This window comes from Malaciobacter sp. (genome assembly GCF_055140965.1).
The window spans coordinates 1-22530 of record NZ_JBSRRO010000003.1; the positions used below are offsets into that span (position 1 = coordinate 1).

Genomic DNA, 22530 nt, shown 5'->3' on the forward strand with positions numbered 1-22530 from the left:
TCTTATCTTTTACAAGATGATAATGGACAAGTAATCGAAGCTCACTCTTTTAGTGCTGGACTTGATTATCCAGGTATTGGACCTGAACACTCTTTTCATAAAGATAACAAAACAGTTGAGTATGACTCAATCACAGATCAAGAAGCACTAGATGCTTTTGTGTGGCTAAGTCAAAAAGAGGGAATAATTCCAGCATTTGAAAGTGCCCATGCTATTGCTTATTTGAAAAAAGCAAAAGAGAAATTTAAAGACAAGATTATAATAGTTAGTTTATCTGGTCGTGGAGACAAAGATATGATACAAGCAAAAAGCTTACTTAGTTTTGACTAAGGAAAATGATGGAGAAATTTTTTAAAAAAATACAACCACACTCTGGGAAAATTTTAACTTTTATAGTGGTTGTTTTTTTCTCATATTTAACATATAATTTATACCATGCTCCTGTAAGTGGTTTTGAAAATAAGTTTGTTTATTTGCTTAAAGAGCATGGTTATATAATACTTTTTGCTTGGGGTATGTTAGAGGGAGAAGCAGGTCTTGTAATGGCGGGACTTTTATCTCACACAGGCGATATGAATCTATACTTTGCTATTTTTGTAGCAGGTCTTGGTGGATTTGCTGGTGACCAAGTATATTTTTATATAGGAAGATTTAACAAAGGTTATGTTCATAGAAAGTTTAAAGGTCAAAGACGAAAGTTTGCCCTTGCACATTTGCTTTTAAAAAAACATGGTTGGCCAATAATCTTTATGCAAAGATATATGTATGGTATGAGAACAATCATACCAATTTCAATAGGTCTTACAAGATATAGTGCAAAAATGTTTGCTTTTATAAATCTACTTTCTGCTTGGCTTTGGGCTGCTATTACTATTGTGCCTGTTTGGTATTTTGGTGAAGAGATTTTAAAAGTATTACATTTTTTAAAAGAGCATTGGTATTTTGCCTTACCATTTGCAATAATCTTTGGTGGAAGTATAATTTACTATTTTAATAAAGCTACTAAAAAAAAGGATAAATATGTTGAAAATAAACTTAGTTGATAAAGAGAAAAAACTAAAATCAGGTTTAGAGATAATCATCTTAGATGACCTAAACAATACAAAAGATAAAAAAGTATTAAAAACACTAAACTTTGAAGCAAAAGATGAGTGTTGTGAGCTTTTATTACAAAGCTCAAAAATATATGTAGGATGTGAAGCAAATGACTATGATAGCATAGCAATAGCTGTTGCAACTGCTATAAAAAAGTTTAGTTCAACTACACTAAAAAGTGCAAAAATTCACTTAAAAGATACAAAAAATTTAAAAGCAGTAGTTGAGGGTGCTCTTTTGGCTGATTATAAGTTTACAAACTACAAATCAGAACAAAAAAAGATTAAAAAACAAGAGTTTAATATAGTTGTTGATGAAATAAATAAAAAACTAGAAGATACTTTAAATGAGTCAATAATCATAAGTGAGGCTGTAAATAAAGTAAGAGATATGGTAAATACTACTCCTGGTGATTTTTACCCTAAAATCATGGCAGAAACAGCAAAAGATATAGCAATGGAAACTGAACTAGAGTGTAAAATATTAGATGAAAAATATTTAGAAGAAAACTCTATGAACGCAATGTTTAGTGTAGGTATAGCATCAGTACATGAATCAAAACTTATTCATTTAGCACACAAACCAAAAAATGCCAAGAAAAAAATAGTGCTAGTAGGTAAAGGTCTTACTTATGATTCAGGAGGATTATCTTTAAAACCAGCTGATTTTATGACAACTATGAAATCAGATAAATCAGGAGGTTGTGCAGTACTTGGTATCGCTTATGCAGTTGCTAAGTTAAACCTACCAATTGAACTACATGCAATAGTAGGTGCTGTTGAAAATATGATAGGTGGAAATGCATATAAACCAGATGATGTTTTAACTGCAAAAAATGGTAAAACAATAGAAGTGAAAAACACAGATGCAGAGGGAAGACTTGTACTTGCTGATTGCTTATGTTATGCACAAGATGAGATAGAAGATATTGACTATATTTTTGATTATGCAACACTTACAGGTGCTTGTGTAGTAGGAGTTGGTGAATATACAACTGGAATTATGGGAAATAATCAAAAACTAAAACAAGAAGCAGTAAAACATGCCTTAGCTTCTGGAGAGTACGCAACATCACTTGATTTTAATAGATTTTTAAGAAAAACAATAAAATCAGATGTTGCAGATATAAATAACATAGCAAGCACAAGATATGGAGGAGCAATCACAGCTGGGATTTTCCTTGATAACTTTATAAAAGAAGAAAACAAAGACAAATGGATACACTTTGACATAGCAGGACCTGCATATGTTGAAAAAGCATGGGGATATAACCCCTTTGGAGCAAGTGGAGCCGGTGTAAGAATGACACTAGAGTTTTTCAAAAACCTAAAGTAAAGGAACCCCAAATCTCGGACACCCGAATTCATTCGGGTCTTTCCTTTGCACACTTTTTGCACGGATAAATCCGCGCCTCCAGTACACTGCACGAATAAATTCGAGCCTCCAAATCTCGGAAACCCGAATTCATTCGGGTCATTTCTTTTCACACTTTTTACACGGATAAATCCGCGCCTCCATCACACTGCACGAATAAATTCGAGCCTCCAAACCGGAACCTCGAATTCATTCGAGCTTATTTTTATAATAATTTATACATTTCAAAGAATGAACTTGTTAATATTTTAACGAATGGTAGTAAGATAATGCTAAATTTTGCAAATCAAGATGAGATTTTCATAGACTATCTTCATGAAAACTTTGTAAAGGAAATAAAGTGAAAGATTTAACTTTAGAGATGGGTATACTAAAAGTAGCTTCAAAAGCAGTAAAAGAAGCACAGAAAAAAAGCTTGGAAAATGGTGTAGCAAATGTATATAGTAAAAACGGACAATTGTATTACCAATTGCCAGATGGTACTATAACACAAGAGACACCAGAAAATTATAAAGAGTTAATAAAAGAAGATAAAATATATATAAACAAATAATAAACGGAAACCCGAATTCATTCGGGTCGCATTTTGCACGGATGAATCCGAGCCTCCAAAACACTTTCATTTTCGGAACCCCGAATTCATTCGGGGCATTTTACACGGATAAATCCGCGCCTCCAAAACACCATGCACGAATAAATTCGAGCCTCCAAACTGGAACCTCGAATTCATTCGAGGCAATATTCCCTTTCTACTTACCTAACCAACTATTAACCACTTTTTATATACAATAAAAACAAAAAAATCAAGGTATAAACTATCATGCAAAATAAAAATTATAAAATAGCAATAGCAGGTACTGGATATGTAGGACTATCAAACGGAGTTTTACTTTCTCAATACAATGAAGTTGTTGCTCTTGACATTATCCCTGAAAAAGTAGAACTATTAAATAATAAAAAATCACCAATAGAAGATAAAGAGATTGAAGAGTATTTACAAACAAAAGATTTGAACTTTAAAGCAACTTTAGATAAAAACGAAGCATATAAAGATGCAGACTTTGTAATCATCGCAACACCAACAGATTATGACCCTGAAACAAACTATTTTAACACAAAAAGTGTCGAAGCTGTAATAAGCGATGTTTTAAGTATCAATCCAGAAACTTTGATGATTATTAAATCAACTGTTCCAGTTGGATATACAAAATCTTTGGAAGAAAAGTTTGACACACAAAATATTATTTTTAGTCCTGAGTTTTTAAGAGAAGGCTTAGCTTTATATGACAACTTATATCCAAGTAGAATAATAGTAGGCGAACAAAGTAAAAGAGCTGAAATCTTTGCAACACTTCTAAAGCAAGCAGCAATAAAAGAAGACATAAGCATACTTTATACAAACTCAACAGAAGCAGAAGCAATCAAACTTTTTTCAAATACATATCTTGCTATGAGAGTAGCATTTTTTAATGAACTTGATTCTTATGCACAAACTCATAACCTAAGCACAAAACAGATAATACAAGGTGTAGGATTAGATCCAAGAATAGGAAGTCACTATAACAACCCAAGTTTTGGATATGGAGGATATTGTCTTCCAAAAGATACAAAACAACTAAGAGCAAACTACCAAGATGTACCAAATAACCTAATAAGCGCAATAGTAGATGCAAACAGCACAAGAAAAGACTTTATCTCTGATGATATTATAAAAAAAGCAAGAGAACTATCAAGTGATACAAAAGAGATAAAAGTAGGTATATATAGACTTGTGATGAAGTCAGGAAGTGATAACTTTAGAGCAAGCGCTATTCAAGGAATCATGAAAAGAATTAAAGCAAAAGGTATAGAAGTAGTAGTATATGAACCAGTACTAGAAGAAGAAGACTTCTTTAACTCAAAAGTTATAAAAAACTTAGAAGAGTTCAAAAAAATAAGTGATGTAATAGTAGCAAACAGAATCTCAGAAGATATAAAAGATGTAGAAAATAAAGTCTACACAAGAGACATCTTCAACAGCGATAGCTAAAGGAACCTCGAATTCATTCGGGGCATTGCACGGATAAATCCGCGCCTCCAAAACACCATGCACGAATAAATCCGCGCCTCCAAATCTCGGACACCCGAATTCATTCGGGTCTTTCTTTGCACACTTTTTGCACGAATAAATTCGAGCCTCCAAAACACTCTCATTTCCGGAACCTCGAATTCATTCGAGGCATTTTTACTCATCTTTCACACGAATAAACATATTCCGGAACCCCGAATTTATTCGGGGCATTGCACGGATAAATCCGCGCCTCCAAAACACCATCCACAAATAAATCCGCTCTTCCAAAATAGCTAAATAAAACCCCGAATTCATTCGAGCCACTACAAAAAATCACAAAAAAGTTTCAAAAATGTCACCTATATTAACCAAAATTAAAACATAGTTTAAATATAATATTAGCCATAAAAATAAAAGGTAATAAAGATTTGAAGATACTAGTAACAGGAACAGCAGGATTTATAGGGAGTCATTTAGCTATAAAATTACTTGAAAGAGGAGATGAAGTAGTAGGACTTGATAATATCAATGACTATTATGACCAAAATGTAAAATATGGAAGACTTCAAAGAAGTGGAATAATAGACTCTTTAGAAGATGGCAAAGATATTCCTTATGGCAAACTAATAACTTCAAATACAAATTCAAATTATAAATTTATCAAGCTAAATCTTGAAGATAAAGAAGCAATGATGCAACTTTTCCAAAAAGAGAAGTTTGATGCAGTATGTAATCTTGCAGCACAAGCAGGAGTGAGATACTCACTTACAAATCCTGATGCTTATATGGATTCAAATATAATAGGATTTATGAATATACTTGAATCTTGTAGACATAATAATGTAAAAAATTTATCTTATGCAAGTAGTTCATCAGTATATGGATTAAATGAAGAATTACCTTTTTCAACTACTCATAATGTAGACCATCCTATATCACTTTATGCTGCAAGTAAAAAGTCAAACGAATTAATGGCACATACATATTCACATCTTTTTAATATAGCAACTACAGGACTTAGATTCTTTACAGTATATGGTCCATGGGGAAGACCTGATATGGCACTATTTTTATTTACTAAAGCAGCACTAGAAGGAAATAAAATAGATGTATTTAATAATGGCGAAATGCTAAGAGATTTTACATATATTGATGATATAGTTGAGGGTGTAATAAGAGTAATAGATAATCCTCCATCAAAACTAACCCCGAGTCACGACTCACTAACCCCTAATTACAAGATTTACAATATAGGAAACAACAACCCAGTAAAACTGATGGACTTTATAGAAGCCATAGAAAACAAGCTAGGCTGTACTATAGAAAAAAACATGATGCCAATACAAGCAGGAGATGTACCAGCAACATATGCAGATGTAAATGACTTAGTAGAAGACTTAGGCTACAAACCAGCAACTCCTATTCAAGAAGGTGTTGATAAATTTGTTGATTGGTACTTGGAATTTTTTAAAGTCAGTGTAAAGTAATTAGTGACTGGTGATTAGTGATTTGTAATTGGAGAGTAAAATGAAAAATCATATGGATTTAGATGTTTGGAAAAACTCTATGAATTTAGTTGAAAGAATTTATAAATTAAGTTCACAGTTTCCAAAAGAAGAAATATATGGATTAACTTCTCAAATTAGAAGAGCAAGTGTATCAATTCCTTCAAACATAGCAGAAGGCTCAGCAAGAAATAGTAATAAAGAGTTTATACAATTTTTATATATTTCTTTAGGGTCTACAGCAGAAGTAGAAACACAATTATTAATAGCCCAAAGATTAAATTATGTGCAAGCTATTGAAAATGAATTGAATGATATAATTGCAATCAAAAAAATGCTAAATGGATTAATAAACTATACAAAAGGTAAAAATTAAAATGATTACCAATCACCAGTCACCAATCACCAATTACAAAATAGCCATAATAGGCTCAGGTCTAAATAGAATACTAGAAGTTTATGATAGAGATAGTTTTGTAATCAAACAAAACTATATGAGAAATATTTTTTATAAAAATGAGAACTCATTAGATGAGGGAGTAAATGGCGGAGTAAATGGCGGAGTAAATGGCGGAGTAAATGGCGGAGTAAATGATATTTTAGAATTTATTAAAAATAATCCTAATTTACGAGCTAAACAAATAAGTGATGCTATAATTGTGCCTTTACGGACATGTGAAAGATATATAAAACAACTAAAAGATGAAAATAAAATAGAGTTCAAAGGCGCACCTAAAACAGGTGGTTATTTTATTAAAAAGATGGAAAATATAACAGATGAATCAAATTAGTAAATTAAAAATTTTAGATGAATTAGTTTATTCTTTTAGTTTTGAAAGCGCAAAATATATGCTAAAAGATAATTGGAGGAAAGGCAATGACTAATATAGTGTTATGCGGAGGGAGTGGTACAAGACTATGGCCAATAAGTAGAACACTTATGCCAAAACAGTTTGTAAAACTTTTTTCAAATAAATCATTATTTCAACTAACAATTGAGAGAAACTCTAAAGTATGTGATAAAAATTTTATTGTATCTAATGCTGAACAATATTTTTTAGCCAAAGATCAGTTGGAAGAAAATTCTGATACAATCCCTAAAGAACAAGGACAATTCCAAATTCCCAATTCTCAATTTCTCTTAGAGCCAGTTGCTAGAAATACAGCTCCCGCAATAGCTTTATCTTGCATAGCACTAGATCCTGAAGAGATAGTACTTGTAACTCCATCAGATCATCTTATAAAAGATGAAGAAGAGTATGAAAAAGTATTAAAAAAAGCACAAGAATTAGCACAGCAAGATAATCTAGTAACATTTGGAATAACTCCAACATTTCCAGAGACAGGTTTTGGATATATAGAAAGTGAAAATACTTATGATGTAAAAGCATTTTATGAAAAGCCAGATTTAGAAACAGCTACGAAATATCTTGAAGATGGAAACTTTTATTGGAATTCAGGAATGTTCTGCTTTAAAGCAGGTGTATTTTTAGAAGAACTAAAAAAATACTCTCCTTCTATTTATGAAGCATCAAAAATAGCATTTGAAAATAAACAACTAATAACTAATAACCAATTACGAATTACTCACGAATTTATGAGTGCAATTCCAGAAAACTCTATAGACTATGCAGTGATGGAAAAATCAAATAAAGTAAAAGTAGTACCCTCAAATATAGCTTGGTCAGATGTAGGAAGTTTTGATGCACTTGCAGATGAGTTACCAAATGATGAAAATAATAATCTAATCTTATCAAATAAAGAAATACATACAATAGATATAAAAGATTTAATTATAGTAGATACAGATGATGCTCTTTTGATATGCAAAAAAGGTTCATCTCAAAAAGTTAAAGATGTAGTTACAAAACTAAAAAAAGAGAATATAGAACTTACAAATATCCATCAGACAGGTCATAGACCTTGGGGAACATATACTGTACTTGAAGACTCACCAGGGTATAAAATAAAAAGAATAGAAGTAAAACCTGGTTGTAGATTAAGTTTACAAAAACATTTTCATAGAAATGAACACTGGATCGTAGTAAGTGGATGTGCAACAGTTACAATAGAAGATAATACTTTTATACTAAATCCAAATGAAAGTACCTATATAAAAGCAGGTCAACTTCATAGATTAGAAAATCAAGGAAAACTTCCTCTTATCATCATAGAAGCACAAGTAGGTGAATATACAGGTGAAGATGATATAGTTAGAATTGATGATGATTTTAAAAGGGATTAAAATGATACCATTAAAAGATTTTAAAATAGTTATGAATAATGCACCTCTTATAACTATTGATTTTATTTGTAAAGATAAAAACAATAAAATTTTACTCGGAAAAAGAGTGAATAATCCAGCTAAAGATTTTTATTTTACACCTGGTGGTAGAATTTTCAAAAATGAAAAAATTGAAATAGCAATAAAAAGACTTTCTTTAAAAGAATTAGGATGTGAAATTGAATTAAAAGATTTAAAGTTCAATGGTATATATGAACATATGTTTGATGATAGTATTTTTGAAGATGTTTCAACACATTGCATTAATTTAGCATTTGAGTATAGTTTTGAAACATTTAATTCATTACCAAACTTTGAGCATGAAGATTATAAAATGTTTACAGAAAACGAAATTATGATAAATAAAAAAGTACATGATTATGTACGAGATTTTTTTAAAAAAGAAAAAGGAATAAAATAATGGCTGATCAAAAAGTAGCACTAATTACAGGAATCACAGGACAAGACGGAAGTTATCTTGCTGAATTTTTATTAAAAAAAGGTTATATAGTTCATGGTATAAAAAGAAGAACTTCTTTGTTTAATACAGATAGAATTGATCATCTTTATCAAGATATTCATGAAAATAATGTAAATTTACATCTTCATTTTGGAGATATGACTGATAGTATGAACTTAACTAGAATTATTCAAGAAACACAGCCTGATGAAATTTATAATTTGGCTGCTATGAGTCATGTTGCTGTTTCTTTTGAGACACCTGAGTATGTTGCAAATGCAGATGGAACAGGTACACTAAGAATTCTTGAAGCTGTTAAACTTTTAGGTCTTACAAGTAAAACAAAAATCTATCAAGCTAGTACTTCAGAATTATATGGAAAAGTTCAAGAGACACCGCAAAAGGAAACAACTCCTTTTTATCCAAGAAGCCCTTATGCAGTTGCTAAAATGTATGCATATTGGATTACAGTAAATTACAGAGAAGCTTATAATATGTTTGCTTGTAATGGAATACTTTTTAATCATGAATCGCCAGTTCGAGGTGAAACATTTGTAACAAGAAAAATCACAAGAGCTGCAAGTAAAATTGCTCTTGGGCTTCAAGATAAACTATATCTTGGAAACCTTGATGCAAAAAGAGACTGGGGACATGCAAAAGATTATGTAAGAATGATGTGGATGATTTTACAAGCAGACGAACCTGAGGATTGGGTAATAGCAACTGGTCAAACAACAACTGTACGAGATTTTGTAAAATTAAGTTTTGAATACTGTGGAATTTATTTGCGGTTTGAAGGTGTTGGTGTCAATGAAGTTGGGATAATTGATCGAATTGATGAAGAAGTATTCAAAGAGCGAGTAGCAAGTAGCGGGTTGCAAGTAGACAAAAAAGAACAACTCACTACTTACAACTTACCACTCACGATCAACCAAACGATAGTTTGTGTAGATCCAAGATACTTTAGACCAACAGAGGTTGACCTACTCTTAGGTGATCCTACAAAAGCTGAGAAAAAACTAGGATGGAATAGAGAATACAATCTTCAAGATCTTGTAAATGATATGATGAAATCAGATTTAAAACTTATGACAAAAGATGTTTACCTAAAAGATGGTGGATATAAAACTATGAGTTATTATGAGTAGGATTTTTTGATATGCAAAAAATACTAATAACTGGTTCAAATGGAATGGTAGGGAAAAATATAGTTGAGTTTGAGAAATCAAAAAACTATACTCTTTTAACACCAAATAGTTCTGAACTAAACCTTTTAGATAGAAGTTCAGTTGATAACTATATCAAAGAGCATAGTCCAGATATAGTAATTCACTGTGCAGGAAGAGTTGGTGGTATTCAAGCAAATATGGCTCATCCTGTTGACTTCTTAGTGCAAAATACTCAAATGGGATTAAATATCATTATGTCTTCTTATGAAAATGGAATCAAAAAGTTTATAAACATGAGTAGTTCATGTATGTATCCAAGAGATGCTAAAAATCCACTAGGAGAAGAGCTAATACTCAAAGGTGAACTAGAACCTACAAATGAGGGATATGCTATTGCTAAAGTAACTTCAACTAGGCTTTGTGAATATATAAATAGAGAAAATAAAGAATTTCAATATAAAACAATTATTCCATGTAATCTATACGGAAGATATGATAAGTTTGACCCCAAACATTCTCATATGCTTCCAGCAGTTATTAAAAAAATTCATGAAGCAAAAGTAAATAATCAAGAAACTCTTGATATTTGGGGAGATGGAGAAGCAAGACGTGAGTTTATGTATGCTCAAGATTTAGCTGATTTTACATATTTTGCTTTAGAAAACTTTGAGAAAATGTCACAAAATATAAATGTAGGTTTGGGGCATGACTATACGATAAATGAATATTATAAAGCTATTTCAGAAGTGATAGGTTATAAAGGTAAATTTATCCATGATTTATCAAAACCTGTTGGAATGAAACAAAAGCTTATTGATGATACAAAGCTTCAAAGCTTTGGTTGGAAATATAGAACATCTTTAAAAGATGGAATTCAAAAGACTTATAAATATTATTTAAAAGAAGTTTTAAGTGAATAAATTTAATCTTTACTATATTGATTCTATGAGAGGTATTGCTATACTAATGGTTTTAGCTGTTCATTTTACAATATTTTTAGAATTTTATAGCATAGAACACTTACCATTAAGTATAGAAAATATTTTATACTCAGGAAAATATGGAGTAGCATTATTCTTTATAGTTAGTGCATTTACTTTGTTTCGTAGTTTAGATGTACGGCAAGAATGTGGATATAAAGCATATTATTTTCGCCGATTCTTTAGAATTGCACCAATGTATTATTTGGTTTTAATATTTGTATTTAGTATCTCTGATGGTCAATCATATTATATGGAAGATGTAGATAGTGGAAATAGCATTTTTAATTTATTTTCACATATGTTTTTTATTAATGGCTTTTTTACTAACTATTTTAATAGTATATTGGGTGTTGAATGGACTATTTTTGTTGAAGTTTCATTTTATATGATATTGCCACTAATATATATTTATAAAAAATATTTATTACAAATAACAGTATTTTTTTTGTTATTAGCATTAATAGGTTTCACGGCACCAAAAATTATTAAATTTACCGAACTAGAAAGAATCCAGTTATATTTTTCACCTATTATATGGTTTGTAGTTTTTGCATTTGGAGGGTTGATATATAAGTATCACAATAATAATTTTATAAAAAGTATATCTATAAAGTATAAAAGTTTAATTATTATTAGTCTGGCATTAATGTTTATTGTTTTGTCTTATGTAAAAATTCCTGGAACAGCATTGATTTTTAGTTTTATTTTAGGATTATTTTTTATTCTAAATAGTTATAACCATATTACTATTTTCAATAATGTTATTTTGAAAAAAATAGGCGAACTATCATTTTCAATATATTTGATACATTTTCCGATTATAGGATATATTAAGAATAATTTAAGGGGGGGGAACTGATAGTGTTTGAGAATCAAATTTTAAATTATGTATTATTATGTTCTTTTGTGTTTATAATTGTTTTAATCTTAAGTGCAATTACTTATAGATTTGTAGAACAGCCATTTATAAAATTAGGTAAAAAATTAATAAAGAAAGAGGTACTTAAATGACAACTAGCTATCCATTAGCAACATCAACATGGGATGAAAAAGAGTTAGAGGCAATCCAATCTGTAATAAATAGAGATATGTACACTATGGGTGAAAGTGTTGCACAGTTTGAAAAAGATTTTTGTAAATTTACTGGAAGTAAATATGCTGTAATGGTAAGCTCTGGTTCTACTGCAAATTTAATAGCAACAGCTGCACTTTTTTATACAAAAAATCCAAAGCTAAAAAGAGGTGATGAAGTAATAGTTCCTGCTGTTTCATGGTCAACTACATATTATCCACTTTATCAATATGGCTTAAAATTAAAATTTGTAGATATAGATTTAGAAACATTAAATTACGATTTAGATGCTTTAAAATCTGCAATCACAGATAAAACAAAAATGATTATGGTAGTAAATCTTTTAGGTAATCCAAATGATTTTGATAAAATCTTTGAAATGACAAAAGATAAAGATATTATCGTTTTAGAAGACAATTGCGAATCTATGGGAGCAGAATACAAAGGTAAACAAACAGGTACTTTTGGAATAATGGGAACATATTCTACATTTTTCTCTCATCATATGGCAACAATGGAAGGTGGGTTTGTTGTAACTGAAGATGAAGAACTTTATCATATTTTACTTTCATTAAGAGCTCATGGATGGACTAGGAATTTACCTAAAGATAATAAAGTTTGTACAAAAAGTGATGATTGGTTTGAAGAGTCTTTTAGATTTGTACTTCCAGGATACAATGTGCGACCAGTAGAAATGAGTGGAGCAATAGGAATAGAACAACTTAAAAAACTTCCAAATTTTTTAGCTAAAAGAAGAGAAAATGCAAAATTATTTCAAGAACTTTTTTCAAATCATCCAGATTTTATAATTCAAAAAGATATTTGTAATAGTTCTTGGTTTGGATTTTCGCTTATTATAAAACATACATCAAATCTTAAAAGAGTAGATGTAGTTAAAAAGCTTATGGATGCAAAAATTGATTGTAGACCAATAGTTACTGGTAATTTTACTAGAAATGATGTTATGAAATACTTTGACTACACTATTAATGGTGAACTAAAAAATGCTGATTACTTACATGAAAATGGATTGTTTGTTGGTAATCATCAAATAGGTTTAGAAGATGAGATTAAGTATTTGGCAGAGGTGTTATCATAACTTCAACGAAAAAAGACCTAATTATCTTAGGTGTAGGAAAAGCTTTACAAGTGATTATCATGTTAGCATCTATAAAGATATTAACTACATTACTTAGTGAAGAAGAGGTGGGTAATTATTATCTACTTCTTACTATTCTTACACTTTTTAATTTTGCTTTTTTAAATCCGCTTGGACAATATTATGGAAGACATTTAATCCAGTGGGAACATAGTAGAAATTTACTCAATGCTACAAATGTACTATTATTTTTAAGAATTAGTGCTATTGTATTTTCACTTTTTGTAGCCTTTGGAGTTTATCAAATATTTGGATATGACAAATATTATGAACTCAGTGATTTTTTACTTTTTATTTTTATATCACTTATTGCAGGAACTCATGGAGTGCTAGTTGGTGCTGTAAATGCATTAGGAGATAGAGTTAAGTTTACAATATATATGGTTTCTACTTTGGTTGTAGGTTTAGTTTTATCTCTTATTATAGTTCATTTTATAGATAAGTCTGGTATGGGGTGGCTATATGGATTAGCTATAGCTCAGCTTATATTTTCAATAGGTTTATATAAGTTTGTAATAAAGAACAATGATTTTTCACTTCAAAGAGTAAAATCTGCTTTTCAAAAAGAGTATATAAAAAAGATAGCTATTTTTATCATACCTGTTACCATAACACTTTTTTTACAGTGGGGACAAAACCAATCCTATAGATTTATCATAGAAGCTAAATACTCACTTGAAGCTTTAGCTTTTATAGGTGTAGGACTTGCCGTATCAGCAGCTATATTTAGTGCCATAGAGAGTTTAGCTACACAGTTTTATAATCCTATTTATCTAAGACAAATAACTCATGCTAGTAAAGAAGATAGGGCAAAAGCATGGAATGACTTAGCTAGCTATATGATACCAATATATCTAATCCTTACAGTTTATGTGATGATATTATCCCCTTATCTTACAAAACTCTTGGTAGCATCAAAGTTTTATGAAGCATATATATATACAATGTTTGGTGCTATGATAGAGTTTTTTAGAGTGATTACAAATCTTGTATACACAGTATCGCAATCAGAAGTAAAAACAAATACAACTATTTTACCTTATACTGTAGGATTTATACTTACCATATCTTCACTTTATTTTTTTGATATGTCTGAAAAACTTTGGATGATACCACTTTTTGTGGGACTTGCAAATGGTATTATTTTTTTACTTTTGTTTAAAAATATGAAAAAACTATTAGATATTAAGATCGACTTGATAAGTTTAGTAAAATCGTTTATTTTAATAGCTCCATTATTTTTGATTTTATTCATTCAAAATACTCAAGAGTTATGGAAAACAATTTTAACTATAGGTATTAGTGGAATATACTTTTTATTTTTAGTATATCTCATAGCACAAAAAAGAATTTTAGGAGTTTCTCATGCAAATAGATAAATTAAAACTAACTAATTTTCGTAAATTCAAAGAACTAGAGATCACTTTTGAAAACAATATGACAGTTTTAGTTGGACTAAACTCTTCAGGTAAGACAAGTGTATTAGATGCTCTTAAAATCGGACTTTGGTCGTATGTGAGTGGTTATAACTTGGGAAGCTTTAGTAATATCTCTACAGGCATACAAATATCTGATGTAAGACTTCAAAGAGATAGCACTGAAAATATGGAGTATATGCTTAATTCATCTGTAGAACTATTTGGTGATGCTTTTGGTGTAGAGCACTGGAGTAGATATAGAGAAAGTATAAGAAAAGCTACAAAAACAAAAGATGATAAATATGCAAAGAGATTAAAAGAGGAAGCCAAGAAGCAAGAGAAGATTATCTTTTCAGACTCTATTGAAAACAAAACTCTCCCTATAGTTTGCTACTATGGCACAGGAAGATTATGGAGTCAAAAAAACCTTACAAATCTATCTAAAAAGCTTGATAGTGAAAAGTACTCTAAAACATTTGCATATCGAGATTGTTTAGAGCCATCATCTAGCTTTAAACACTTTATAGAGTGGTACACGCATATATTTAAAAGATACAGAGAAGCACAGATAAAAAACTTAGAAAAAAACAGTTTTGTAAATGATATAGACAAAAGACTTATTGACCCTATAAAAGTGATCCAAACTACAGTAAACAGTATGATAGAAAAACACACAGGTTGGAAAAACCTAGCTTATAGTGAAGAGATGGAACAAGAGATCATCTTAGAAAATGACCAAAAAGGAAAACTCAAAGTAAATATGCTAAGTGATGGTATAAGAAATATAGTGTCACTTGCAGCAGATATAGCCTATAGATGCTATAAGCTCAATCCTCACTTAGGTGAAGATGCAGCTAGAAAAACAGATGGGATAGTTTTAATAGATGAGATAGATATGCACCTACACCCACAATGGCAACAAAACATTATTGGAGATTTGCAAGAGGCTTTTCCTAGTATTCAGTTTGTCATCACTACGCATAGCCCTCAAGTACTCAGCACCGTGCCATCAAAGTCTATAAGAATATTAGAAGATGATAGAGTCTATGAAGCACCAAAAGGCACGCAAGGAGCAGAGTCTTCAAGAATACTCAAAAGAGTATTAGGAGTAGATCCAAGACCTTTAAATCATAAAGTAACACAAAAACTCAATAGATATTTAGAGTTAGTATATAGTGATGATTATGCTAGTGATGATGCAAAAGTCTTAAGAGATGAACTAAATGAAATATTTGCCGATGAAGAACCAGCACTTTTAGAAGCTGATTTATACATAGAAAACAAAGAGTGGGAGAGAGAACTTGAAAAAGATAAATAAATCACCCGCTCCAAATGAACTAACAAACTATTTACAATCAAATCCTACTGATACATGGCAAGAGTTTAGAAGCCATAATGCAGGGGTGGATTATAGTAATCTAAAAACTCGTATATTTGACACTGATCAAGGTGAATTATGTGCTTACTGCGAAACAAAAGCAGATAGTAGTAATCCTACCAAAAGAAGAGTAGAACACATCCACAACAAATCACCACACCTTCAGCCACCAAACACTCACAACTGGGCACTAGACTGGAACAATGTCATAGGCGTATGTGTAGGTGGAAACGATAGCGACAAGGCTACTCATCCACTACCTCAAAATCTAAGCTGTGATAGCTATAAAGAGCATAAAAATATATCTCATAATGATATATTAAACCCTTTGAACATTCAAGCTAATCCATCGCTTTTTGGTTTTGATAAAAGCAATGGAAAACTAATAGTAAATGAGTCTATAGAAGATGGGGCTTTAAAAGAGTTAGTTCAAAAAACAATAGACAATCTAAATCTAAACTGTGATAGATTATGTACAAATAGACTAAAAATATTTACAGAATACAATCAAGAACTAAAAAAAGCAAGAGTAACAAACAACACCAAAGTATTTGAGATACTTCCTCAAAAATGGTTCTCAAAAAAATGGCCAAGTTTCTTCACTACTAGAAGAATACTTTTAGGAGATCATGCAGAAAATTACTTACAAGGTATAAATTATAATGGTTGAAAAAAATAAAACAATTTTAGGAAAAATTATATGAAAAAAGCAACACTCGTAGTATCAAAATATCTTCAAAACAATAGTATCTTTAATGAAAAGGCTCATCGTGATGATATCTTTGATAGATTTGTAAAACTCAAAGAAGAGTTTAAAAAGCATGATTATGATTTGTCAACTGATGATATAAATAAAATAGAAGATTCTGAAATAGTAATCTATGCTGCAAATATGCCACCTATTCTTCCTAAAAAAGAAGATATAGAAAAATCATATATCATACTATCTGAGAGTCATTTTATACGACCAGATAACTATGACATTGAAAAACATAAATATTTTAATAAAGTCTTTACTTGGTATGATGAGTATGTGGATGGTGGTAAATATATAAAACTAAACTATGCTCATAAATTTCCAAGAAACATAAACAAAGACATCTCAAAAAAAGTAAAGCTTTGCACACTAATATCTGCAAATAAGTCAGCTCCACATACTAAAGAAAATGACCTCTATTCAAAAAGAGTGGAAGCTATAAGGTGGTTTGAAAAAAATCATATAGAAGATTTTGATCTTTATGGTGTGGGATGGGATAAGTATAGATTTAGTGGACCAAAAATCATAAGAGCTTTTAATCGTGTACCATATTTACCACAACTTTTTGCAAAGCTTACAGGAGAAACTTATCCATCATATAAGGGTATGGTAGATAACAAAAAAGAGACTATGGAGAAGTATAAGTTCTCTATTTGCTATGAAAATGCAAAAGATATACCAGGGTATATAACAGAAAAGATATTTGATAGCTTTTTTGCGGGGTGTGTACCTATATACTGGGGAGCTAATAATATTTTAGACTATGTGCCAAAAGAGTGTTTTATAGATTTTAGAGATTTTGGAAGCTATAAAGAGCTTTATGATTTTATAAAAAATATGAGCGATGATGAATATATGAAATATTTAGAGAGTATTGAAAATTATCTTAATAGTGATAAATCTTGGCAGTTTAAAAGTGAAGGATTTGCAAAAGCTATAGTTGATAGTGTATTTGGTGGTAAAAAATGATTATTTCAAAAATTACAGGTGGGCTTGGCAATCAAATGTTTCAATATGCGATAGCTAAATCAATAGCTGTAAAAAATAGTGATATTTTTAAGCTAGATATCACCGCTTATGAAACATATAAACTTTTTGATTATAGATTAAATATTTTCAATATAACTGAAAATATAGCAAATTACGATGAAATATTAAATTTAAGAGGCAACGACAATAAAATTTTTAAAGTACTCAAAAAACTTGGACTTTATAATAAACCTACATATTATAAAGAAAAAGAAAGAACAATTTTTGATAAAAATGTCTTTAATTATAAAAATATTTATTTGGATGGGTACTGGCAAAATGAAAAGTATTTTATAGATATTAGAGATATCTTACTCAAGGAATTAACTCCTAAAGAAGATATAAGCGAAATTGCAAAAGAGTATTTAAAAAATATTCAAAATACTCAAAGTATTAGTTTACATGTGAGAAGAGGCGATTATTTAAAACATCCAGAAATTGGTGTGCTTGATTTAGAATATTATAAAAAGTCTTATGAATATATAACTAGAGAGATAGAAAATCCTATATTTTATATTTTTTCAAATGATTTAGCTTGGTGCGAAGAAAATTTTGATTTTATACAAAATAAGGTTTTTGTGAAGGATACAAAAACAGAGATAGATGACTTGATACTTATGAAAAGCTGTAAACATAATATAGTTGCAAATAGTTCCTTTAGCTGGTGGGGTGGGTGGCTTAATGAAAATATAAATAAAATTATAATTGCACCTAAACAATGGATGGCTATTAATCCAAAGAGTTATAAATGGATACCAAATAGTTGGATTGAGGTATAAAAGTGATAAGAAAAATATTATTTTTACTTCATAGACTTAGTTATAAAGTATTGGATATAAAAGCATTATATTATTCATATCTTTTTAAAAGGTGTGGGAACAACTTTAAAATTTGGGGAAATTGCAATATCAAGAATCCTCAAAATATAAAAATTGGTAATAATGTTTCTTTGAATGATGGATGTTATTTAAATGGATTAGGTGAAATAGAAATAGGCAATGATGTGGCTATTTCTGCAAATTCGATTGTTGTATCAACATCGTTAGATCCAAATACTTTAAAACATAAAAAAGAGCATATTAATAAAAAGATAGTTATAGGTAATAATGTTCAAATTGGTGCAGGTGCAATTATATTGGCAGGTGTAAAGATTGGAGATAATGTTTTAGTCGGAGCGGGTACTACAGTAACAAAAAATATTGAATCAAATTGTATAGTTGTTGGAAATCCAGCCAAAATTTTAAGGAAATTAGATTGAATATACTAGCAATCAACTCTAACATACTATCATTTATAAGTGAGAACAGTTATGAAAGTTTATTATCTTCAATTGATGGATTGAAATCTGATGAATTTGAAATTAAAAAAATAAAAGAAATAGATAAAATAGACCCAAATAATGTTTTCAAATCTTTTCAGTTTAAAGTTATAGATAAGTTAAGAGCTAAAAAGTCTAGCTGGGATGTGTACTATCATCAAAATATCTCTTTAGTTGTGCATTACTTAGAAAGTCTTGCTACTCATATTAAGTGCTTATCTGATGAAAACAAAGATATTGACCATCCACTAGACATAGCTAGAGATGTTTTACTGATGTATATTGACTTTAAACAAAGGTATGAATACCTTATCAATAGTAACTCTTACGAAGCACCAGCAGGTATAACAATGCATAATCACAGTATGGGTACACACATCAAACTTAATGCTTTGCTTTATCACGGTAGTGGATTTAGTCCTAGAGAATTGGTTCCGCTTACAGTTTTTGAGATACGCCAACTTATAGAAACCAAAATCTACCACTCTTTTGGATTGGAGTTTGTTTATGATGAGAATAGTGATGAGTTTAGATTATCGATAATTCCCACGAAAGTTTTTTTTGAATTTTTGACAAGAAAAGATATAAAAGAGTGTATCACTTTTGTAAAAAAAGATTTTCTTACTACTTTGCAGAGTATTTATACTTGGACAAATGAATATATCCATACTGGAAGATTTAACTACTATTGGCAAATATTTTATGCTATCTATTTACTAAAAAATTTGAATATGGGAATGCCACCAAATGAAAAAGGTTTTAATGCAGACTCAGGAGTACAAATAAAGAAAACCAAGTTGGAGTATATTCAAAATGAATTTGAAAAATATATCAATGAAGGTAGCCAAAATAAAAATTTAAAATGCCATTTTGAAAAAATACAAGGAGTTGAAATTGAGTAATCCTCTAGTGTCAGTTGTAATGTCAGTTTATAATAGTGAAAAGTATTTGCACGAGGCAATTGAAAGTATTTTAAATCAAACATATACAAACTTTGAATTTATTATAATAAATGATGGCTCAACTGATAGTAGTCTTAGTATTATAGAAGAGAATATGAAAAAAGATGAACGAATAGTTTTGATAAGTCGTGAAAATAAAGGGTTGCCATATTCTTTAAATGAAGGAATTGAAAAGGCACAGGGTAAATACATAGCTAGAATGGATGCTGATGATATAAGTTTGACTAGTAGGTTTGAGGAACAGGTTCGGTTTATGGAGGAAAATGCTGAAATTGGTATATGCGGAACAGCAATAGAAGTTTTTAGTGAAAAGGAAATAAATTCTAAAATATATAAAAATCCAGAAAATCATAGTGAGATGAAAGTGAGATTACTTTTCTCTGTATGCTTTGCTCATCCTTCAGTGATGATAAAAAAAGAAATATTAAATAAATATGGTTTAGAATATAATATACATTACACAAATGCTCAGGACTATGAATTGTGGAGTAAAATATCAGAAGTAACAACAATGGCAAATATCTCAAAAATACTTTTAAAATATAGAGTAAGTGAAAATAGCATTACCACTATAACAGATACAAAGAGAAGTGAGTTGCGATATAAATTGCTTAGTGATGTATTTAAAAAATACATAGATCAGCTAGCTATTAAAAATACAGAAGAAGAAAATAGACTACACTTTATTATAGGGTTAAATGAGCGGATAGTAAAAGCAGATATAGATTTGAGATTTTTGAGTAATTATTTAGATAAGTTAATAGAAGCAAATAAAAAAACAAAAGTATTTGATGAAACCTATTTAGAGCAGTTTTTGGCAAAAAAGTTTTTAATAGTTGTTTATTATAAGATCAAGAAAAAAGATATTAGTTTTTTAGGTGCTGCTTTTTATGGGCTGTTTTGGAAGGCTAGTTTTGACATCATAAAAGGTAAATTAAAATAATGTCAAAAAAATGCATTCATCCATCATGTAAATTTGATACTTATGAAAATGATAATTGTATTTTTCATTGTGAAAAAAATATTGAAAATGGATGGATTACGCGATCAAATGAAAAGTATGATAAGGTCAATGAAAAGATTGAAGAATTTTGGAATGAATTTATCGATGAATTTTCATCCATGACTTTAAAATCAGATATTGTCATTCCTTTTTATCACACAAATTTAGTAGATACAAATGATTTACCAGATATTAGGACTTTAAAAACATTAGACTTTAAAAAATGTACATTTGTAGATGATTTTTATCTTAAAGAGCGAGATGATGAACATGTATTGAAAAAGTTATTACTTTTAGATTGTATTGTTTTAAAAAGATTTAGTGTATATGATTTAGAGCTTGAGTATCTTTCTTTTCTTCATGTTACATTTCAAGAAAATCCTGTTTTTCAAAATATTAGTCTATCAAGTGGTGCTGAGATAATGGATCTAAAAGCTCTTGATAATAATGATATTTTGATAAATTTTAATAGCATAACATCATCTAATAAACAATTTGAGATATGGCGTATAGAGGATGCAAATGTAAGCTTAAGAATATCTTCTTGTGAGTTTGAAGATTTGCATATTCATGAGTTAAATTGTAAAAAACTTGAGTTTAATGAAGTCACAAAATTTAGTAAGCTAAAAATAGAAAAATCAAAAATCAAAAATATTTTCTTTAATAACATTGATTTTTTAGAAAATTCTAGAATACTATTTGAAGTAATAGATTGCAATAGATTAATACTAAATAAAGTATCACAAGAATCAAAATATATACAATTTAATCATATAAAAGTTAATGAAGAGTTTGTTTTACGAAAAGTAGAATTTCATAATACTTACTTTAATGATTTTGATATATCTAACGCTACTAAAAAAATAGCTAAGACATCATTTGTAGATAGCAAACTAAGCTCTTTAAAGTGGGGTGATATTTCAAGAATGACAGCAAGTAGAGATTTTTTTAGAGAATTAAAGTCCGTATATGATGAAAACCACAACTACATAGAAGCAAATAATTTTTTTACGATGGAGATGAAAGAGTATAAAAAGGAACTAAAGGAAAAAGAGCTTAATTTTTGGCAAGAAAAGTTTGTTTTCTTTCTCAATGAAAAAATATCAAACTTTAGTCAAAGTTGGTTTTTGCCTTTTGTGTGGATATTTATTGCTAATTTCCTATTTTTTAGTTTACAAAAAATCAGCAGTAGTAAATGCAGTATTTTAGAATTTTCAATTTTTTTGATAGTTTCTATTATATCTTGGATCTTAGGAAGATTGGTTTATGAGATAAAGCAAAGCGGAAGTTATTATCTAGCTCAACATATATTCTTTTTGCTTGGTTTGGTTGCTTATGTGCTTTATAGTGCAAGTATTGTCGAAGTACTTCAATTTTCGCATATTCAAAGTTATAAAGACTACAAAGAATCATTTGAAGTTAGTGTGTTTTATCTATGGTTTTTACATAAACTTATCTTGAGTTTTATTATTTACCATTTTGTTGTTGCACTTAGACGACAGACTAGGAGGTAG

Annotated in this window: 22 protein-coding genes and 1 pseudogene; all 23 read left to right on the plus strand. The window is 29.6% G+C overall.

The window, feature by feature from the left end; translation table 11 throughout:
• Positions 1-330, plus strand: a pseudogene (locus ACTCCZ_RS01465) (tryptophan synthase subunit beta); the annotation flags it as partial.
• An 8-nt stretch (positions 331-338) separates the two neighbouring features.
• Positions 339-1043, plus strand: a complete 705-nt coding sequence (locus ACTCCZ_RS01470) for a DedA family protein (protein WP_079577121.1) — start codon at positions 339-341, stop codon at positions 1041-1043.
• Positions 1024-2430, plus strand: coding sequence for a leucyl aminopeptidase (locus tag ACTCCZ_RS01475; protein WP_079577143.1), 1407 nt, complete (start codon positions 1024-1026; stop codon positions 2428-2430). Before ACTCCZ_RS01470 ends, ACTCCZ_RS01475 begins: the two co-directional genes overlap by 20 nt.
• A gap of 379 nt (positions 2431-2809) precedes the next feature.
• Positions 2810-3022 (plus strand): hypothetical protein, encoded by a 213-nt coding sequence (locus ACTCCZ_RS01480; protein WP_079577120.1) that lies wholly within the window; start codon positions 2810-2812, stop codon positions 3020-3022.
• A 267-nt stretch (positions 3023-3289) separates the two neighbouring features.
• A complete protein-coding gene (locus ACTCCZ_RS01485) occupies positions 3290-4498 on the plus strand; it encodes a nucleotide sugar dehydrogenase (RefSeq protein ID WP_079577119.1) in 1209 nt (402 codons plus the stop codon).
• 449 nt (positions 4499-4947) lie between these two features.
• A complete protein-coding gene (locus ACTCCZ_RS01490) occupies positions 4948-6006 on the plus strand; it encodes an NAD-dependent epimerase (RefSeq protein WP_079577118.1) in 1059 nt (352 codons plus the stop codon).
• A gap of 40 nt (positions 6007-6046) precedes the next feature.
• A complete protein-coding gene (locus ACTCCZ_RS01495) occupies positions 6047-6400 on the plus strand; it encodes a four helix bundle protein (protein ID WP_079577117.1) in 354 nt (117 codons plus the stop codon).
• A 1-nt stretch (position 6401) separates the two neighbouring features.
• Entirely contained in the window at positions 6402-6815 is a 414-nt protein-coding gene (locus ACTCCZ_RS01500; RefSeq protein WP_079577116.1) for a winged helix-turn-helix domain-containing protein, read from the plus strand.
• 86 nt (positions 6816-6901) lie between these two features.
• Positions 6902-8269, plus strand: coding sequence for a mannose-1-phosphate guanylyltransferase/mannose-6-phosphate isomerase (locus ACTCCZ_RS01505; protein WP_079577115.1), 1368 nt, complete (start codon positions 6902-6904; stop codon positions 8267-8269).
• Between the two features lies 1 nt (position 8270).
• Positions 8271-8729 (plus strand): NUDIX domain-containing protein, encoded by a 459-nt coding sequence (locus ACTCCZ_RS01510; RefSeq protein ID WP_119184347.1) that lies wholly within the window; start codon positions 8271-8273, stop codon positions 8727-8729.
• Positions 8729-9916: a GDP-mannose 4,6-dehydratase gene (gmd, locus tag ACTCCZ_RS01515; protein WP_079577113.1), complete on the plus strand. Its 1188-nt coding sequence runs from the start codon at positions 8729-8731 to the stop codon at positions 9914-9916. The genes ACTCCZ_RS01510 and gmd overlap by 1 nt, the downstream gene beginning before the upstream one ends.
• 11 nt (positions 9917-9927) lie before the next feature.
• Positions 9928-10857 (plus strand): GDP-L-fucose synthase family protein, encoded by a 930-nt coding sequence (locus ACTCCZ_RS01520; protein WP_079577112.1) that lies wholly within the window; start codon positions 9928-9930, stop codon positions 10855-10857.
• Positions 10850-11779 carry an acyltransferase family protein gene (locus ACTCCZ_RS01525; RefSeq protein ID WP_079577111.1) on the plus strand — a complete coding sequence of 310 codons (930 nt, stop codon included), beginning with the start codon at positions 10850-10852 and terminating at the stop codon, positions 11777-11779. Before ACTCCZ_RS01520 ends, ACTCCZ_RS01525 begins: the two co-directional genes overlap by 8 nt.
• 148 nt (positions 11780-11927) lie before the next feature.
• A complete protein-coding gene (locus tag ACTCCZ_RS01530; RefSeq protein WP_079577110.1) occupies positions 11928-13091 on the plus strand; it encodes a DegT/DnrJ/EryC1/StrS family aminotransferase in 1164 nt (387 codons plus the stop codon).
• Positions 13092-13150: 59 nt separating this feature from the next.
• Complete coding sequence (locus ACTCCZ_RS01535; protein WP_079577109.1) at positions 13151-14530, plus strand: lipopolysaccharide biosynthesis protein; 1380 nt, start codon at positions 13151-13153, stop codon at positions 14528-14530.
• Complete coding sequence (locus ACTCCZ_RS01540; RefSeq protein WP_079577108.1) at positions 14517-15887, plus strand: AAA family ATPase; 1371 nt, start codon at positions 14517-14519, stop codon at positions 15885-15887. Before ACTCCZ_RS01535 ends, ACTCCZ_RS01540 begins: the two co-directional genes overlap by 14 nt.
• Complete coding sequence (ptuB, locus tag ACTCCZ_RS01545) at positions 15871-16617, plus strand: retron Ec78 anti-phage system effector HNH endonuclease PtuB (RefSeq protein ID WP_079577107.1); 747 nt, start codon at positions 15871-15873, stop codon at positions 16615-16617. The genes ACTCCZ_RS01540 and ptuB overlap by 17 nt, the downstream gene beginning before the upstream one ends.
• A 30-nt stretch (positions 16618-16647) precedes the next feature.
• A complete protein-coding gene (locus ACTCCZ_RS01550; protein ID WP_079577106.1) occupies positions 16648-17673 on the plus strand; it encodes a glycosyltransferase family 10 domain-containing protein in 1026 nt (341 codons plus the stop codon).
• Positions 17670-18512, plus strand: coding sequence for an alpha-1,2-fucosyltransferase (locus ACTCCZ_RS01555; protein ID WP_079577105.1), 843 nt, complete (start codon positions 17670-17672; stop codon positions 18510-18512). The genes ACTCCZ_RS01550 and ACTCCZ_RS01555 overlap by 4 nt, the downstream gene beginning before the upstream one ends.
• 2 nt (positions 18513-18514) lie before the next feature.
• Positions 18515-18991 carry an acyltransferase gene (locus tag ACTCCZ_RS01560; protein WP_159445704.1) on the plus strand — a complete coding sequence of 159 codons (477 nt, stop codon included), beginning with the start codon at positions 18515-18517 and terminating at the stop codon, positions 18989-18991.
• Positions 18988-19953 carry a hypothetical protein gene (locus tag ACTCCZ_RS01565; protein WP_079577103.1) on the plus strand — a complete coding sequence of 322 codons (966 nt, stop codon included), beginning with the start codon at positions 18988-18990 and terminating at the stop codon, positions 19951-19953. The genes ACTCCZ_RS01560 and ACTCCZ_RS01565 overlap by 4 nt, the downstream gene beginning before the upstream one ends.
• The gene (locus ACTCCZ_RS01570; protein WP_079577102.1) at positions 19946-20956 is read left to right on the plus strand and encodes a glycosyltransferase; all 1011 of its coding nucleotides are present in this window, start codon (positions 19946-19948) and stop codon (positions 20954-20956) included. The genes ACTCCZ_RS01565 and ACTCCZ_RS01570 overlap by 8 nt, the downstream gene beginning before the upstream one ends.
• Complete coding sequence (locus tag ACTCCZ_RS01575) at positions 20956-22530, plus strand: hypothetical protein (protein ID WP_079577101.1); 1575 nt, start codon at positions 20956-20958, stop codon at positions 22528-22530. Before ACTCCZ_RS01570 ends, ACTCCZ_RS01575 begins: the two co-directional genes overlap by 1 nt.